This window comes from Sphingosinicella sp., assembly GCF_013911755.1.
Classification (GTDB): domain Bacteria; phylum Pseudomonadota; class Alphaproteobacteria; order Sphingomonadales; family Sphingomonadaceae; genus Sphingosinicella.
Window position 1 is genome coordinate 147,275 of the sequence record NZ_JACESP010000001.1, and the last position, 13,568, is coordinate 160,842.

Below are 13,568 nucleotides of genomic sequence, written 5' to 3' on the forward strand. Positions count from 1 at the left end.
TTCGATGAGCACCCCATGAGCACCATCGTCCGCTTCGACAATGTCGGCCTGCGCTACGGCACGGGCGCGGAGGTGCTGCGCGACATCGGTTTCCGGCTCGAAAGCGGCGCGTTCATGTTTCTCGTCGGCTCGTCGGGGGCGGGCAAGACCTCGCTGCTGCGCCTGCTCTATCTCGCGCAGCGCCCGTCGCGCGGCCGCATCGACATGTTCGGGCGCGATATCACCAGCCTGCCGCGCACCGCGCTTCCCGCGCTGCGCCGCCGTATCGGCGTCGTGCTTCAGGACTTCCGCCTGATCGAGCATCTCACGGCCTTCGACAATATCGCGCTGCCGCTGCGCATCGCGGGCGTGCACGAGGCGGAGGTAAAGGCGCATGTTGATGAGTTGATGGCGTGGGTCGGCCTTGCCGAGCGGCGCGATGCACGCCCCGCCGTGCTTTCGGGGGGCGAGCAGCAGCGCGTCGCCATCGCCCGCGCCGTGATCGCGCGGCCCGATATCCTGCTTGCCGACGAGCCCACCGGCAACGTCGATCCCGAAATGGCGGGACGGCTTTTGCATCTGTTTCACGAACTCAACCGCCTCGGCACGACGGTTGTGGTGGCGACGCACGCGCTGCACCTGATGTCGCGCGTGCCGTCGGCGATCACGCTGCGGCTCGATCGCGGCGAAATGCTCGATCCGATGGGCGTGCTGCGCAATCCGCCGGCGGCCGAGCCCGCGGAGCTCAGCCTGTGATCGCCTGGCTGCAACCGCGCGCGCAGCGCTACCGTTTCCTTCCCGAAGGCCGGTGGGCGGGCGGTGCGCTGCCGTGGATCATCGGCATGATGACCTTCCTCGCGACGCTAGCGCTTGCAGGGGGCATGGCGCTTTCGAACGGCGCGGCGGCGCTCACCGGCGGGCTCTCGCGCAGCTTCACCGTGCAGATCGTCGAGCCGAACCCCGATGTGAAGCGCGAGCAGACCGCCGCCATCGCCGCGATGCTCCGCGCGCGCGCGGACCTTGCCGATGTCGTGGTGCTCGGCGACGCGGAGCTTCGCGCGCTCGTCGAACCGTGGCTCGGCTCGGGCAACATCGGCGAGGACCTGCCGCTGCCCGCGATGATCGACGCGCGCTGGAAGAGCGGCACGGGCGACATGGCGGCGATCGCCGAGGCTGTTCGCGCGCACGCGCCCACCGCGCGCATCGACACGCACGCCCAGTGGTTCCGTCCGCTTGCGGGCGTCGTCGAGGTGCTCAGATGGCTCGCCGTCTCGATCGGCGTGCTCGTCGTTGCCACCACAGCGGCGATCGTCGCACTCTCCGTCCGCGCGGCGCTCAGCACGCACGGCCCGACGATCGAAACGCTGCACATCATGGGAGCCGAGGATCGCACCGTCGCGGCGCTTTTCGAATATCGCTATGCCATTCAGGGCCTTGTCGGCGGCGTGATCGGGGCGCTCGGGGGGCTTGCGGTCATCCTCGTCATCGGCAACCTGCTCGGCCAGTTCGGCGGAGGACTTGCGGGCGAGGTCAGCCTGTCGCCACTCGGCTGGACGGCGCTCGCCGCCGTGCCGCTGCTCGTGGCGCTGCTCACGATCCTCACGGTACGCATCACGGTCGGGCGGAGGCTCAAGCAGCAGCTATGACCGCGGTACTCGTGCGCTCCGCCATGCTGCTTGCGCTCGCGTGGATCGCGGGTTTCGTCTGGTTCGTGCTCAGCCTGCCCGAACCCGCGCCGGACAGCATCCGCACCGAAGCCATCGTCGTTCTGACCGGTGGGCCGGGGCGCATCGCGCGCGGTGTCGACCTGCTGCGCGCGGGCAAGGCAGACCGGCTGCTCATCTCGGGCGTCGATGCGAGCGTGCGGCCGATCGAACTAGCCGTCGAGCTCAACGTGCCCGCGGACGTGTTCGAATGCTGCATTGATCTCGGCAAGGAGGCCGCGGACACGCGCGGCAACGGCGCGGAGATGGCCGCGTGGGTGAAGCAGCACAAATACACCTCCGTGCGCCTCGTCACGTCGCAATTTCACATCAAGCGCGCGACGGCGGAAGCGCGCGCGCGGATCGGCACGGGCGTCACGCTCGTGCCCGATGCGGTGCCCGCGCGTCTCTCTGCGCGCCTGCTCGCGCTGGAATACAGCAAATTCCTGTTCCGGCGTTTGCTGCTGCTGATGGGTGAAGCCTGATGGTTGTCCTGCGTTCGATTGCCTTTGCCCTTGTCTTCTACGTCGTGGGCGCGCTTCTCGTTATCGCCGCGGCGTTTGATGCGCTGATTTCGCGTCGCCGTGCGCACGTCGGCGCGCGGCGCTGGTCGGCGTTCTTCCTGTGGTCGTCGTCGCGGATCGCGGGCGTGCGGCTGAAGATCGTCGGCGAACCGCCAAAGGGCCCGGTGATCGTCGCGATGAAGCATCAGGCGGCCTACGAGACGATGGCGACGCCGCGCCTGTTCCACTGGCCCGCCGTGGTGATGAAGGCGGAACTGATGCAGATTCCGGTCTGGGGCTGGGTCGCGCGCCGTCACGGCTCGATCCCGGTCGATCGCGATGCGTCGTCGGCGGCGATGCGCACGATGCTCCGCGTTGCCGAGCAGGCCGTCGCTGAAGGCCGCGAGATCGTGATTTTCCCCGAAGGCACGCGCACGCCCGTGGGCGAAGCGCCGCCCCTGAAGCCCGGTGTGGCGGGGCTCTACCGGCTGATGAAGCTGCCCGTCGTTCCTGTCGCGCTCGATTCGGGAACGCTTTGGCCGCGCCGCGGATTCTGGAAGCAGCCCGGTACGATCACCATGCGCTTCGGCGAGACGATTCCGGCCGGGCTCGACCGCAAGACGTTCGAGATGCGGCTGCACGCTGCCATCAACGAGGTGCCGTGATGCATCGTCTACCGTTCTGGGTGCCGGTGCTGCCGCTGCTGCTGGGGCTCGTCGCTTATTGGCTCTACTGGCAGGGCGAGGCGAAGGCATTCGGCGCGGTTGTCGCGGCGAGGCTGGGCGGGCCCGTGGAAACCACCGGCTTTCCGTACAGGATCGAGGCGCGCGCCGCCGACATCGCCGTTCAGCGCCAGACGCGACAGCTTTCGGTTGCCATGCATGCATCGCAGATCGTCATCAATCGCCAGCCGTGGCGTACGGGCCACGTCGTGATCCAGGCCGAGGCGCCGCGCTTGCAGATCGCGCTTGCGCGGCTTGCAGGCATGCGCCTTGATGTCGAAGCGCCCGCGATGCTGGCAAGCGTCCGGCGGCCGGGGGACACGCTTGAACGCCTCTCGATGCATTTCGAAACCGCGAAGGTGTGGCTGCCGTTCGCGGGCGGGCCTTTCGACGCGACGGACTTCGAACTGCACCTGCGCGAGACTCCGGGTGGTGCGCCGCAGGGCCGATCCCCGACGCTGCCGGTTCAGGCCGAGGCGCGAATCGCCGGAACGCTGGACCGCGCAGGGGTCAGCCTTGGCATCGATGTACCGCTGTTCGTGACCGCCCGCACGCCGATCGCCTCGATCGACGGCTGGCGAAATGGCGGCACGATCGAGGTGAAAGGTGCGCAGCTTCTGGCGATGGGCAAGCCGCTGGCAGACATCGACGCCACGCTCGCGCCGCTCCCCGACGGTCGCATCGCGGTTTCGGGCACGATCAGGAGCGAATGCCCGTTCACCGTGAAGGCGCTCCTCGAAGGTGCGGCCCCGGCGGCGGAGTATCGCGCCCGCCGCGCCCGAACGATGACGCTCACCGGCGATAGTGCGGGGGGGGTCGCGGTCGGCGAACCCGAAGGCGCTACCGGTGGTCCCGTCCGAAGTCAGGAGCCGCCGTGTCCTGTCCTGCGTCGATGATCGTGCGGCGGATGTCGCGCGTGCGCGTGAACAGGTTGAACAGCGTGTCGCCGTCACCCCAGCGGATCGCGCGCTGAAGCGCGGTCAGGTCCTCGGTAAAGCGCTGCAGCACCTCGAGCACCGCGTCCTTGTTGGCAAGGAACACGTCGCGCCACATCTGCGGGTCGGACGCGGCGATGCGCGTGAAGTCGCGGAAGCCGCCCGCCGAGTATTTGATGACCTCGGACCGCGTCACGCCTTCAAGGTCTGAAGCCGTGCCGACGATCGAATAGGCGATCAGGTGGGGCAGGTGGCTCGTCACCGCCAGCACCAGATCGTGGTGCTGCGCATCCATCGTCTCGACCTTGCTGCCCAGCCGTCGCCAGAACTCGGCAAGGCGCTCGATCGCCGTCTCGTCGGTGCCGGGAAGCGGCGTCAGGATGCACCAGCGCTGATGAAAAAGCTCGGCGAAGCCTGCGTCCGGGCCCGATTTCTCGGTGCCCGCCACGGGATGCGCGGGAATGAAGTGCACGCCCTCGGGCAGCAGCCCGGCGAGCGCCGCGACGCTCGCCTTCACCGATCCGACGTCGCTGACGATGGCGCCCTGGGGCAGGTCGTCGCGCATCTCCTCGATTGCGGCGCCCATCTGTCCCACCGGCACGCACAGCACCACGAGGTCGGCGTCGATCACGGCGGCGCCGGGCGTGTCCGCGACATCGTCGACGAGGCCAAGCTCATCGACACGCGCGCGAACAGCGGCGCTGCCGTCGTAGCCCACGAGCCGCACGGTCGGCATATGCAGCCGCACGGAACGCGCGAGCGAAGAGCCGATCAGCCCGAGCCCGATGATGGCGACGCGCGAAAAGGGCAACATCAGGAAAGAAAGGCGCGCAGCGCGCCGATCACGGCCTGTGTTTCCTCGTCGGTGCCGATCGAGATGCGAAGCGCGTGGCCGAGGCCCTGGTTCGGCAGCCAGCGTGTCAGGAAGCCACGCTCGGTGAGGTACACGTTTGCCGCCTCCGCCGTATGCGCGCCCGTTTCCGGGAACGTCACCAGCACGAAGTTCGCCGCAGAAGGCACCGCGCGCAGCCCCTTGTTGCCGAGCGCCTCGATGGCCTCGACGAGCGCTGCGCGGTTGCGGGCGTTGTCGGCGCGGCATTTCGCCACCCAGTCCTGATCGGCAAGCGCTGCGACCGCGCCCGCCTGTCCCGCGCTCGTCACGTTGAACGGCCCGCGGATACGGTTCACCATGTCGATCACGCCCGGCGCGCCATAAGCCCAGCCGATGCGTTCGGCGGCGAGCCCATAGATCTTGGAGAAGGTGCGCGCCATCACGACGTTCGGGTGCACGCGCGCCAGCGCGGTGCCGTCGTCGTAGCCCGGCTCCTCGACATATTCGGCGTAAGCGGAATCGATCACGAGCAGCACATGCGGCGGCAGCCCCGCGTGCAGGCGTTCCACCTCGCTCTGCGCGATCAGCGTACCCGTGGGATTGTTGGGGTTGGCGAGATAGACGATTTTCGTCCGCTCGGTGACGGCTGCGAGCAGTGCATCGACATCCGCCGTATAGTCGGTGTCCGGCGCCGCGACCGGCGTCGCGCCCGCGCGCTCGGCGGCAATCGGATAGACCATGAAGCCGTGGCGCACGTAGAGCACCTCGTCGCCCGGCCCTGCGTAGGCGAGGGCGATGCACTGCAGAATCTCGTCGGAGCCGGTGCCGCAGACGATGCGGTCCGCCTCGAGGCCGTGCAGGGCGGCGATCGCCTCGCGCAGGTCGTGGCTGCTGGCGTCCGGGTAGCGGTTCGCCTTGCCGACGACGGCGCGCATCGCCTCGATCGCCTTCGGGCTCGCGCCGCGAGGGTTCTCGTTCGAAGAAAGCTTGACCAGCGTCACGCCCGGCGCGGCTTTGGCGCGGCCCGGCACGTAGGCCTCGATGGCGCTGATCCAGGGCTTCGCGGTGGGGGCCTCAGTCATCGGTTTCGGGCTTCCTGCTCTCGGGTTCGAACGCGACGCGCATTGGACGATGCGAGGCGCGGTTGCAAGAGAACGCTGCCGAAAATCATATCAGCAGTGAAACCATTGATGAAACCAAACGCGCGATCCGCGCGTTGGCGGCTTAGTGAAAACAACAGGGAGACCAGCCGTGGATAAAGGCAGTCGCACTATAGTCATCGTCGTTGCCGTCATCGTGCTGCTGGCCGTGGTCGGCTATGCGCTAGGCTTGTTCAACGTCGATGCCAGCGGCGATCTCAAGACGCCGGAGGTGAGCGTTTCGGGCGGCGAGATCCCCGAGGTTCAGCTCGAAACCGGCGATATTGATGTAGGTACCGAGGAGACCACGATTGATGTTCCGACGGTCGATATCGAGCCGGCCGGAGACGACGGTAAGACCAACCAGTAACAGTTGAACTTACCGTCGCGCGCCCCGGTGGAATCCCCCTCCGCCGGGGCGCCTAAGCTTTGCGCGACAGGTGGTCCGCCAGCTTGAATGACAGGGCGAGAATGGTGAGCGTCGGGTTCGCCCAGCCGCCCGTGGGAAACAGCGAACTCCCCGCCATGTAGAGATTGTCTACGCCGTGGACGCGGGCATCGCCGTCGCACACGCCTTCGGCAGGCTCCGCCATGCGTGTCGTTCCCATGTGGTGATAACCGCCGATCGGGTTCTTGGAGATCAGCGGATCGAATTCCCACGGGTTCGCCGGATCGTCGAGCCATGCCATCGGCTCCACCCGACCGACGCCGAGCCGCCGGAATTCCCGGTCGAGCGCCAGCATCGTTGATTTCACGCTACGCTTGTCGATCTCGCTCAGCGCCCAGTGCAGTTCAGCGCGCGGCATGCCGAGCGCGTCCGTTTCGTCCAAATTCAGCATCACACGGCTGTCGCGGTTCGGCGCCTGCTCGCTGCGCACGACCGCATAGATGCGCCGGTCGCTGGTTTTCGTCAGCATCCACGGGCGATACGGGTCGATCCACTCCTGGAAGCGCGTGCCGGTGTGCTTCAGGGCGTACCAGCTCTTGCGCCAGAACTTGTTCGGCACCGCCATCGAGTGGCGCATGAAGTTGAAGCCCTGCATGAACGCGCCCATCGGGCGCCCCGGCGGCTTGCGCACGTTGATCGTGAAGCTGGCATTGAGCACGCCTTCGCTGCGCTGCACGGGTACGCCCGGGCGCAGCGCCGCGGCGAAGCGACTGCCGTGGAAACGGAACGACTTGCCGAAGGCGAGGGCGGAGATGGGCTTGTCCGCAACGATCTCGCCGCCGCGGCAGTGCACATGCTCCATGAAGCTGCGGCCGACCCAGTCGGTATCGTTGCCGACACCCGCCGGGCGCACCGAGCGCGAGGCGAGCAGCAGGCGCGCGTTCTCGATGCCGCCGCACGCGATCACGTACTGCTTCGCCTTCACGCTTCCGCGCTTGCCGGAAAGATTGGCGACGTCGAGCCGCTCGACGGTGTTGCCGTCGCCGTGCAGCACCACTTCCGTCACCGTCGCGCCGGTCATCACGGTGATGCGCGGATGTTTCAGCACGTCGTCGCGATAGGCGGCGGTGAAGCGGTCGATGTGATGATCGAACTGCCAGTAGGAGGCGTCGATCTCGTCGCGGTTCAGCTCGGGGATGCCGTGCATCCGGTCGAGCACGTGCGCGCTTCGGTAGTCGCTGATGAGGCCGAGCCGCGCTTCCGCCAAGTCGTAGAACGGCGCGAGTGCTTCGGGGCCGAACGGCCAGCCGGAATGCTCCACCCAGGGGCGCTTTTCGAAGTCGATCGAGTCGAGCCGGCAGGTGCGGCCGCCCCAGATCGCCGTGGTGCCGCCGAAGAAACGCAGCCGCGCGCGGTAAAGGTCGTAATAAGGAACACCGGTGTTCGCGGCGCGATTGAGCTGCTGCACGGTCTCGTCGAAATCAAGCCCACCCGATTCGAGCAGCAGAACATTGCGGCCCTTGTCGGCGAGCGCCTTCGCCACCGTCTGCCCTGCGGCACCCGCGCCGACCACGCAGACATCCGCCGAAATCTCACTGCCGCCTGTCACGTCCTGAAACGACGAGAGCATATTCCCCCCTGACACGCCTCCCTGAGAGGCGCTGAACGGCCCGATGACCGCTGCGTTGCGATGCTCTATGCAGCATCGGCATGGGCATCAAGTACGAAGCGAATCCGGGGCAGGAAGGCCCGATGAGCGTGGCGCTTGGCGCGGCGCGGGCGGCGGCGGCGCGCGGCGAGGTGCCGGTGGGCGCGGTGATCGTCGATGCGGACGGAACCGTGCTCGCGGCAGACGGCAACCGGACGCGTGAGCTTTCCGATCCCACCGCGCACGCCGAGATGCTGGTGATCCGCGCCGCGGCGGCACGTCTCGGCTCCGAAAGGCTCGCCGGATGTGACCTCTATGTCACGCTGGAGCCGTGCCCGATGTGCGCGGCGGCGATCAGCGCGGCGCGCATCCGGCGGCTCTATTATGGCGCGTCCGATCCCAAGAGCGGCGGCGTCGAGCATGGCCCGCGCATCTTCTCGGCGCCCTCCTGCCATCACCGGCCGGAGGTTTACCCCGACATTTCCGCCTCGCCCTCAGCGGCGCTGCTGCGCGAATTTTTTGCGGCACGGCGTTAACACTCGCCTCAGCATTTGCGTCTAAGTGCCGATGCCGGATAGATTTTTATCCGAATCATGGGTTGCGGGAGTGCAAGGGGTCGTCACCGCAAGGGGACGCGTAAATGTTGTTTAAAAAAGTGCAGGCGTTCGTGGACAAGGCCAAGAAGGCCGACGACCTGCTGACCCTGACCGATCTTACACAAGCCATCACCGAAGAACTCGGCTTCGATTGCTTCGCATTGCTGCATTCGCCGCGGCAGAACAGCGTGCCCGCCGAAACCGTGCAGCTCACCACCTATCCGGGTGCGTGGGTCGAAGTGGTTCGCGACCGCGCGTACTGGGTGGATGACCCCGTGTTCGCGGCCTGTGAGATCGCGGTCGCCGGCTTTCCGTGGACGCATATTCCCGACATGGTGGTGCTGAGCGAGCGCCAGCGCGACGTGATGCGCCTCGCGCGGGACGAAGGTCTGCTCGACGGCTTTACCGTTCCCATGCCCAAGGGCGGCACGACCGTCGGCCTTTGTTCCTTCGCGACACGCCGCGAACACGGGAACGACCACCGCAGCGCGGCCGCAGCGCAGTCTGTGGGCTGGTTCGCGTTCGAAGCCGCCCGCCGCATCAGCGCACACGAGCCGATCCTGTTGCCCCCGGCGGCAGCGCTGACACCGCGGCAGCTCGATTGCATCGTGCTGTATGCGCGCGGCAAGAGCGACGCGACGATGGGCCGTCTGCTCGGCATCAGCCCCAAAACCTGCAACGAGTATATCGAGATCGCCAAGCGCCGCTACGGCGTCGCGACCCGCCAGCAGCTGCTCGCCCGTGTCCTATGGAATGGCCAGCTCAGTTTCGCGGATATCCTGAGCTGAGCGCCGCACTCAGGGGCCCATGACTCAAAATTGCCTCAAAGGTGAAACAGGTTTGCCGTCCCCGGTAGTTACCGGGATAGTAACCATGCATATTTTTGAGTTAAGAAGGAAATACTGCTGGTGCGCTGTTCGGCGCGGTGTTTCGTGAGGGGGCTATGATCAAGTTCATAACGGCGAAGAACAAGTCGCAATATCGGGCGCTCATCGATCAGATGCACCAGGACCGCAAGCGCGTGTTCGTGGACTGGCTGAAGTGGGATATTCCGGTCGTCGGCGACAAGGAAATCGACCAGTACGACACCGACGACGCCATCTACATCATCGATGTCGATGCGGAGGGCAACCACGTCGCTTCGATCCGCCTTCTGCCCTGTTCGGTGCCGACGTTGATGGCGGAGCATTTCGCCGACATGGTGCAGAGCCCGGTCCCGGCGGACGACACCGCGTGGGAAATGACGCGCCTGTGCGCCAATCCCAACGTCAAGGACAAGCTCGCGCAGTGGACGGGCCGCAAGAACATCACCGTCGCCGCGATCGAATTCGCGCTGATGCGGGATATCAAGCAGTTGATCTTCGTCACGCATTCGAGCTGGGTGCCCACGATCCTGTCGGTGGGCTGGGACATCGAGCTGCTCGGTCTGCCGCGCAAGGATGGCACGGAATCGATCGCCGCGATGCGGATCAACGTCACGCCTGAAACGCTGGCACTGATCCGCCGCAACTGGGGAGTGAAGGAATCGCTGCTTCCCGCCGAAGAGGCGCTTTCAGCGGTTGCCTGAGGAGGCGTCACCCCGAGAGGGGTGACGAGTTCGAAACATGCTGGACACCAGAGTCGCGGATTCGCGGCGCGATGCCGCGCGTTCTTGCAAGAAGCCAATCGGCAAATCGAATGTGTTGTAATTGCCGGTCATGCGCGGCGTTCGCGCTGGCCGGCCGGGTCAGCGAGGCGAAGGCGCTGCTCGATGCGATCAATGTCGGGGGATTGTTTGATCCGGGACAGGACGAGGATGCGCGCATGGCAGGCAAGGCGCTACTCGATGTGGTGCGGAAACGTCTTGCCGACGGCGTCGAAGACGCGCGCCGCCTGCCGGCGGTCTGCGATCAGCCGGGAGGGCCGAGCGTCTTGAGATAGGCGACGAGGTCGTTGATCTGCTCCGGCGAGAACTCGAACGCCGGCATGTCGCCATGGCCGACGAACACGCCTTCGGCAAACGCCTCGGCGATGTAGTCGGGCGGATAGCTCGTGAACAGCGTCGCGAACGATGGCGCGGAGGCGTGCGCGCTCTTCTGTCCCGGCGCTGTGGCGTGGCAGCGCGTGCAGTTCGCCTCGGCGAGCGCCTTGCCGCGCGTGATGGCGGGAACGTCGCGCGACAGTTCCGATGGCGGTGGCGGATTGCCTTCGGGCAGCCGCGCAGCCGGCGCTGCCGCAGGCGTCTGCGCCGGCTGCGACGCGGCGGTCTCGCTTTCGGCGGGCTTTTCCGCGTCCTTCTTCTTTTCGCACCCGGCAAGGACAAGCCCCCCCGCGAGCGCGATCATTGCCAGCCTTGCTGTAACCCCGGGAACTCCGATGCGCATACCTGTCTCCTCGGCGCGCACAATGCCGTCTGCGCGCGCCGCGTCAACGGGGCGATTGATGCAGGGCGCTCGCTGCGCGCCGGGCCGGGGGCCACTCGTCGCATTCCGGGGGAACCCGCGCGATGCCGTCTCGTTGGTTGGACAGATCAAAAGAAGGAGGAGCAATATGCAGACAGCCAATACCAGCGAAACCCACGACCTCATCTCGTCGGAGAAGGTGGACGGCACTGCCGTTTATGGCCGCGACGGCGAGCGTATCGGTTCCGTGAAGTCGCTGATGATCGAAAAGCGCGGCGGCCGTGTGACCGACGCGGTTGTTTCCGTCGGTGGTTTTCTCGGCCTCGGCGAGAAATACCACAGTCTTCCGTGGTCGACATTGAAGTATGACACGGATGTCGATGGCTACCGGCTCGATGTGACCGAGGATCAGCTGAAAAGTGGTCCGACGTTCGACGACGCGGACACGGATACCGCGCTCGACCGCGCCTATCAGACCCGCGTCTATTCGCATTACGGTGTGAACCCCTACTGGTAAGCGCGTACCAACGCTGACGGCGGCTCGCGGCCCCTTGGGTCCGCGGGCCGCCGTTTGCGTTCGCGCGCCGCGCGGCCTATTGCGCGTTTCCATGCGTATTCCCTTCTTGCTGGCGCTTGCCGTCGCCGCCTGCGGCAACGCCGCCCCGCCCGCCGTTGAGCCGGTTGCCGTGGAAAGTGCGGCCGTTCCGTTCGATGCGCGTGACGCTGCACGGATGGGGGAGGGGCGTCTCCGCTACGCGGGCGGTATCGTCCTGAGGTCGGAGGTGTCGTGGTTCGGCGGCCTTTCGGCGCTTCGCTGCCCGGATCGCTGCTACGCCGTGGGCGATGCGGGCGTCTTTCTCAGCTTTGACCGTGTCGAGCGGAACGGCAAGCTTGTGGGCATTGAAAATGTTCAAGGCGGCGCGCTGCGCGATCAGGATGGAGCCGCCGGCGACAAGGCGACACGCGACGCCGAATCGCTCGTGCTCAGTCCCGGCGGCTCGGACGCGCTCATCGGCTTCGAGCGGACGAACAGCCTGTGGGTGGTTCCGCTCGGACAGCCGGAATGGCGCGCCCGGCAGGTGTATCGTCTTCCCGAAATGAAGGACTGGCCGCTGAACGGCGGCGCCGAAACGCTGGCGATGCTGCCGGGCGGTGTGCCGCTCGTCATCGCGGAGGAAGCCGCAGGCGGCGGCGATCGGCCCGGCATCGCGATCGGTGCCGTGAAACGGCCCGACGGAACGCGCGCGAACCTCGCGTTCCGCTACCGCCCGCCCGCGGACTTTTCACCCACGGATGCGGCGCTGCTTGATGACGAACGCCTCATCATTCTGAACCGCGCCTTCTCGCCGCTCACCGGCGTCGCGATGGCGCTTGTCGAGGTGCCGCTTGCCGACATCAGGGAGGGCGCCACCGTCTCGGGCCGAGAAATCGTGCGCCTGCGACCGCCTGCGAGCATCGACAACATGGAAGGCCTCGACATCCGCCGCGAGGACGGGCGCGTGTTCATCTATCTCGTCAGCGACGACAACTTCAACGCCGCGCAGCGCACGTTGCTGCTGAAATTCGAGCTGCTCCCCGAATAGAAAAGGGCCGGCGGATCATCTCCACCGGCCCTTCGAAATCTTCGAAAATGAACCCGCTCAGGCAGCTGCGGCGGCGTTCAGCTTCTTCTTGATGTCGCGCTTCAGGCGGCGCGCCTTCAGGCTCAGCTTCTCGTCGCGGGTCTTCACCAGCCAGTTGTCGAGCCCGCCGTTGTGCTCCACGGAGCGCAGGCCGTGCGTCGAAACCTTCAGGCGAACGGTGCGCCCGAGCGTATCGGAAATCAGCGACACGTTCTGAAGGTTCGGCAGGAACACCCGCTTGGTCTTGTTGTTGGCGTGGGACACATTGTGACCCACTTGGCGGCCCTTACCGGTCAGTTCGCAAACGCGCGACATCGTTTTCGTCCTCGAATCTTGAGTTTCAGCCGTGGCTTGAAAGTGGGCGCCTATAGGGGAGGGAGGCGTTCCCGTCAACCACGCTCATCCGCTGCCGAGCTTCGAAAGCACGAACGCGAACAGGAATCCCGTCACCGCGATCAGCCCTGCGAATTCCGGCGTTTCCTCTGCGGCCTCGGAGACCGTCGTGTCAACGAGCATGGCGGGTTTGCCGCGCACCGTCTTCATGTGGGGCGCCTGGCTTTCGCTGGGGCGGTGCCCGATCGCTTGCGGCAGCGTGTCCCCCGCACACCTCGCTGATGCCCCGGCACAGCGGACTGTACCCCAAAAGTCTCGCTGCGGCGGCGACGCGCAAACCGCTCTTTCATCGCTGATCTTTCCGTTCTAGACGGGAATCATGCCTTTTTTCGCGATCCACTGCATAGACAAGCCCGCCAGCGGGGACCTGCGCACCGCAACGCGGCCCGCGCACCTCGAACATCTGGAGCGCGTCGGCGATCGTCTGCTCGTCGCCGGGCCGCTGCTCGATGAAGAAGGGCGGCCGATCGGCTCGCTGCTCATCATCGACTTCGACGATCGCAAGGCCGCAATCCAGTTTGCGGCGGATGATCCTTATGCGCTGGCCGGGTTGTTCGCATCGGTCGCGGTGACGGCATGGCGGCAGGTTCTTCCAAAGTAGCGGTTTGCATCCCGGTGCGGGTGCGATGGGCGGTCGAACCCTGTCGCCCATGCGATGAATCGGCGCGTTTCGTGACGTCATGACGTTGACGCTCACCGCGCACTACGGCACATGCGCCTTATCGGG

19 protein-coding genes are annotated in these 13,568 nt (G+C 66.3%); 13 read left to right on the forward strand and 6 right to left on the reverse strand.

What is annotated here, in order from left to right:
• The first annotated feature begins 15 nt into the window (after positions 1-15).
• Genes ftsE through H2052_RS00815 form a run of 5 tightly spaced genes read left to right on the forward strand, consistent with a single transcriptional unit; the run spans position 16 to position 3,803 of the window.
• Complete coding sequence (gene ftsE / locus H2052_RS00795; RefSeq protein ID WP_293776756.1) at positions 16-735, forward strand: cell division ATP-binding protein FtsE; 720 nt, start codon at positions 16-18, stop codon at positions 733-735.
• On the forward strand, positions 732-1,625 hold the full coding sequence (locus tag H2052_RS00800) for an FtsX-like permease family protein (protein ID WP_293776759.1): 894 nt from the start codon (positions 732-734) through the stop codon (positions 1,623-1,625). The genes ftsE and H2052_RS00800 overlap by 4 nt, the downstream gene beginning before the upstream one ends.
• Positions 1,622-2,167 (forward strand): YdcF family protein, encoded by a 546-nt coding sequence (locus tag H2052_RS00805; protein ID WP_293776761.1) that lies wholly within the window; start codon positions 1,622-1,624, stop codon positions 2,165-2,167. The genes H2052_RS00800 and H2052_RS00805 overlap by 4 nt, the downstream gene beginning before the upstream one ends.
• The gene (locus H2052_RS00810; protein WP_293776764.1) at positions 2,167-2,850 is read left to right on the forward strand and encodes a lysophospholipid acyltransferase family protein; all 684 of its coding nucleotides are present in this window, start codon (positions 2,167-2,169) and stop codon (positions 2,848-2,850) included. The genes H2052_RS00805 and H2052_RS00810 overlap by 1 nt, the downstream gene beginning before the upstream one ends.
• Positions 2,850-3,803: a DUF2125 domain-containing protein gene (locus tag H2052_RS00815; protein ID WP_293776766.1), complete on the forward strand. Its 954-nt coding sequence runs from the start codon at positions 2,850-2,852 to the stop codon at positions 3,801-3,803. The genes H2052_RS00810 and H2052_RS00815 overlap by 1 nt, the downstream gene beginning before the upstream one ends.
• On the opposite strand, the gene H2052_RS00820 is transcribed toward H2052_RS00815, so the two are convergent.
• Both H2052_RS00820 and hisC read right to left on the reverse strand, forming a co-directional pair.
• A complete protein-coding gene (locus H2052_RS00820; protein ID WP_293776769.1) occupies positions 3,748-4,656 on the reverse strand; it encodes a prephenate/arogenate dehydrogenase family protein in 909 nt (302 codons plus the stop codon). The two genes, H2052_RS00815 and H2052_RS00820, sit on opposite strands and share 56 nt — an antisense overlap.
• Positions 4,656-5,756 carry a histidinol-phosphate transaminase gene (hisC, locus tag H2052_RS00825; RefSeq protein WP_293776771.1) on the reverse strand — a complete coding sequence of 367 codons (1,101 nt, stop codon included), beginning with the start codon at positions 5,754-5,756 and terminating at the stop codon, positions 4,656-4,658. The genes H2052_RS00820 and hisC overlap by 1 nt, the downstream gene beginning before the upstream one ends.
• A gap of 169 nt (positions 5,757-5,925) precedes the next feature.
• On the opposite strand from hisC, the gene H2052_RS00830 reads away from it, so the two are divergent.
• Complete coding sequence (locus H2052_RS00830) at positions 5,926-6,183, forward strand: hypothetical protein (RefSeq protein ID WP_293776773.1); 258 nt, start codon at positions 5,926-5,928, stop codon at positions 6,181-6,183.
• A gap of 52 nt (positions 6,184-6,235) precedes the next feature.
• On the opposite strand, the gene H2052_RS00835 is transcribed toward H2052_RS00830, so the two are convergent.
• Positions 6,236-7,831 (reverse strand): GMC family oxidoreductase, encoded by a 1,596-nt coding sequence (locus H2052_RS00835; protein WP_293776775.1) that lies wholly within the window; start codon positions 7,829-7,831, stop codon positions 6,236-6,238.
• 122 nt (positions 7,832-7,953) lie between these two features.
• On the opposite strand from H2052_RS00835, the gene H2052_RS00840 reads away from it, so the two are divergent.
• From H2052_RS00840 to H2052_RS00855, 4 genes are all read left to right on the forward strand, one after another.
• Positions 7,954-8,385 carry a nucleoside deaminase gene (locus H2052_RS00840; RefSeq protein ID WP_293777217.1) on the forward strand — a complete coding sequence of 144 codons (432 nt, stop codon included), beginning with the start codon at positions 7,954-7,956 and terminating at the stop codon, positions 8,383-8,385.
• Positions 8,386-8,489: 104 nt separating this feature from the next.
• The gene (locus tag H2052_RS00845; RefSeq protein ID WP_293776777.1) at positions 8,490-9,233 is read left to right on the forward strand and encodes a LuxR family transcriptional regulator; all 744 of its coding nucleotides are present in this window, start codon (positions 8,490-8,492) and stop codon (positions 9,231-9,233) included.
• Between the two features lie 155 nt (positions 9,234-9,388).
• Entirely contained in the window at positions 9,389-10,012 is a 624-nt protein-coding gene (locus tag H2052_RS00850) for an acyl-homoserine-lactone synthase (RefSeq protein WP_293776779.1), read from the forward strand.
• Positions 10,013-10,122: 110 nt separating this feature from the next.
• Positions 10,123-10,365 (forward strand): hypothetical protein, encoded by a 243-nt coding sequence (locus tag H2052_RS00855; RefSeq protein WP_293776782.1) that lies wholly within the window; start codon positions 10,123-10,125, stop codon positions 10,363-10,365.
• On the opposite strand, the gene H2052_RS00860 is transcribed toward H2052_RS00855, so the two are convergent.
• Positions 10,335-10,808, reverse strand: coding sequence for a cytochrome c (locus H2052_RS00860; RefSeq protein WP_293776785.1), 474 nt, complete (start codon positions 10,806-10,808; stop codon positions 10,335-10,337). The two genes, H2052_RS00855 and H2052_RS00860, sit on opposite strands and share 31 nt — an antisense overlap.
• Before the next feature lie 166 nt (positions 10,809-10,974).
• On the opposite strand from H2052_RS00860, the gene H2052_RS00865 reads away from it, so the two are divergent.
• Together H2052_RS00865 and H2052_RS00870 are read left to right on the forward strand one after the other, a co-directional pair.
• Positions 10,975-11,343 (forward strand): PRC-barrel domain-containing protein, encoded by a 369-nt coding sequence (locus H2052_RS00865; RefSeq protein ID WP_293776788.1) that lies wholly within the window; start codon positions 10,975-10,977, stop codon positions 11,341-11,343.
• Between the two features lie 91 nt (positions 11,344-11,434).
• Positions 11,435-12,409, forward strand: a complete 975-nt coding sequence (locus tag H2052_RS00870) for an esterase-like activity of phytase family protein (RefSeq protein WP_293776790.1) — start codon at positions 11,435-11,437, stop codon at positions 12,407-12,409.
• A gap of 57 nt (positions 12,410-12,466) precedes the next feature.
• On the opposite strand, the gene rpmB is transcribed toward H2052_RS00870, so the two are convergent.
• Positions 12,467-12,763, reverse strand: coding sequence for a 50S ribosomal protein L28 (gene rpmB / locus H2052_RS00875; RefSeq protein WP_293776792.1), 297 nt, complete (start codon positions 12,761-12,763; stop codon positions 12,467-12,469).
• 84 nt (positions 12,764-12,847) lie between these two features.
• Positions 12,848-12,991 (reverse strand): hypothetical protein, encoded by a 144-nt coding sequence (locus H2052_RS00880; RefSeq protein ID WP_293776795.1) that lies wholly within the window; start codon positions 12,989-12,991, stop codon positions 12,848-12,850.
• Positions 12,992-13,160: 169 nt separating this feature from the next.
• Here H2052_RS00880 and H2052_RS00885 point away from each other — a divergent pair, with 169 nt between their 5' ends.
• Positions 13,161-13,442, forward strand: coding sequence for a YciI family protein (locus H2052_RS00885; RefSeq protein WP_293776798.1), 282 nt, complete (start codon positions 13,161-13,163; stop codon positions 13,440-13,442).
• The last annotated feature ends 126 nt before the right edge of the window (positions 13,443-13,568 follow it).

Coding starts and splice junctions, on each gene's coding strand:
- ftsE (WP_293776756.1), top strand. CDS start 16: ATGAGCACCATCGTCCGCTTCGACAATGTCGGCCTGCGCTACGGCACG.
- H2052_RS00860 (WP_293776785.1), bottom strand. CDS start 10,808: ATGCGCATCGGAGTTCCCGGGGTTACAGCAAGGCTGGCAATGATCGCG.
- H2052_RS00850 (WP_293776779.1), top strand. CDS start 9,389: ATGATCAAGTTCATAACGGCGAAGAACAAGTCGCAATATCGGGCGCTC.
- H2052_RS00845 (WP_293776777.1), top strand. CDS start 8,490: ATGTTGTTTAAAAAAGTGCAGGCGTTCGTGGACAAGGCCAAGAAGGCC.
- H2052_RS00810 (WP_293776764.1), top strand. CDS start 2,167: ATGGTTGTCCTGCGTTCGATTGCCTTTGCCCTTGTCTTCTACGTCGTG.
- H2052_RS00855 (WP_293776782.1), top strand. CDS start 10,123: ATGTGTTGTAATTGCCGGTCATGCGCGGCGTTCGCGCTGGCCGGCCGG.
- rpmB (WP_293776792.1), bottom strand. CDS start 12,763: ATGTCGCGCGTTTGCGAACTGACCGGTAAGGGCCGCCAAGTGGGTCAC.
- H2052_RS00805 (WP_293776761.1), top strand. CDS start 1,622: ATGACCGCGGTACTCGTGCGCTCCGCCATGCTGCTTGCGCTCGCGTGG.
- H2052_RS00865 (WP_293776788.1), top strand. CDS start 10,975: ATGCAGACAGCCAATACCAGCGAAACCCACGACCTCATCTCGTCGGAG.
- hisC (WP_293776771.1), bottom strand. CDS start 5,756: ATGACTGAGGCCCCCACCGCGAAGCCCTGGATCAGCGCCATCGAGGCC.
- H2052_RS00815 (WP_293776766.1), top strand. CDS start 2,850: ATGCATCGTCTACCGTTCTGGGTGCCGGTGCTGCCGCTGCTGCTGGGG.
- H2052_RS00870 (WP_293776790.1), top strand. CDS start 11,435: ATGCGTATTCCCTTCTTGCTGGCGCTTGCCGTCGCCGCCTGCGGCAAC.
- H2052_RS00835 (WP_293776775.1), bottom strand. CDS start 7,831: ATGCTCTCGTCGTTTCAGGACGTGACAGGCGGCAGTGAGATTTCGGCG.
- H2052_RS00880 (WP_293776795.1), bottom strand. CDS start 12,991: ATGAAGACGGTGCGCGGCAAACCCGCCATGCTCGTTGACACGACGGTC.
- H2052_RS00820 (WP_293776769.1), bottom strand. CDS start 4,656: ATGTTGCCCTTTTCGCGCGTCGCCATCATCGGGCTCGGGCTGATCGGC.
- H2052_RS00840 (WP_293777217.1), top strand. CDS start 7,954: ATGAGCGTGGCGCTTGGCGCGGCGCGGGCGGCGGCGGCGCGCGGCGAG.
- H2052_RS00885 (WP_293776798.1), top strand. CDS start 13,161: ATGCCTTTTTTCGCGATCCACTGCATAGACAAGCCCGCCAGCGGGGAC.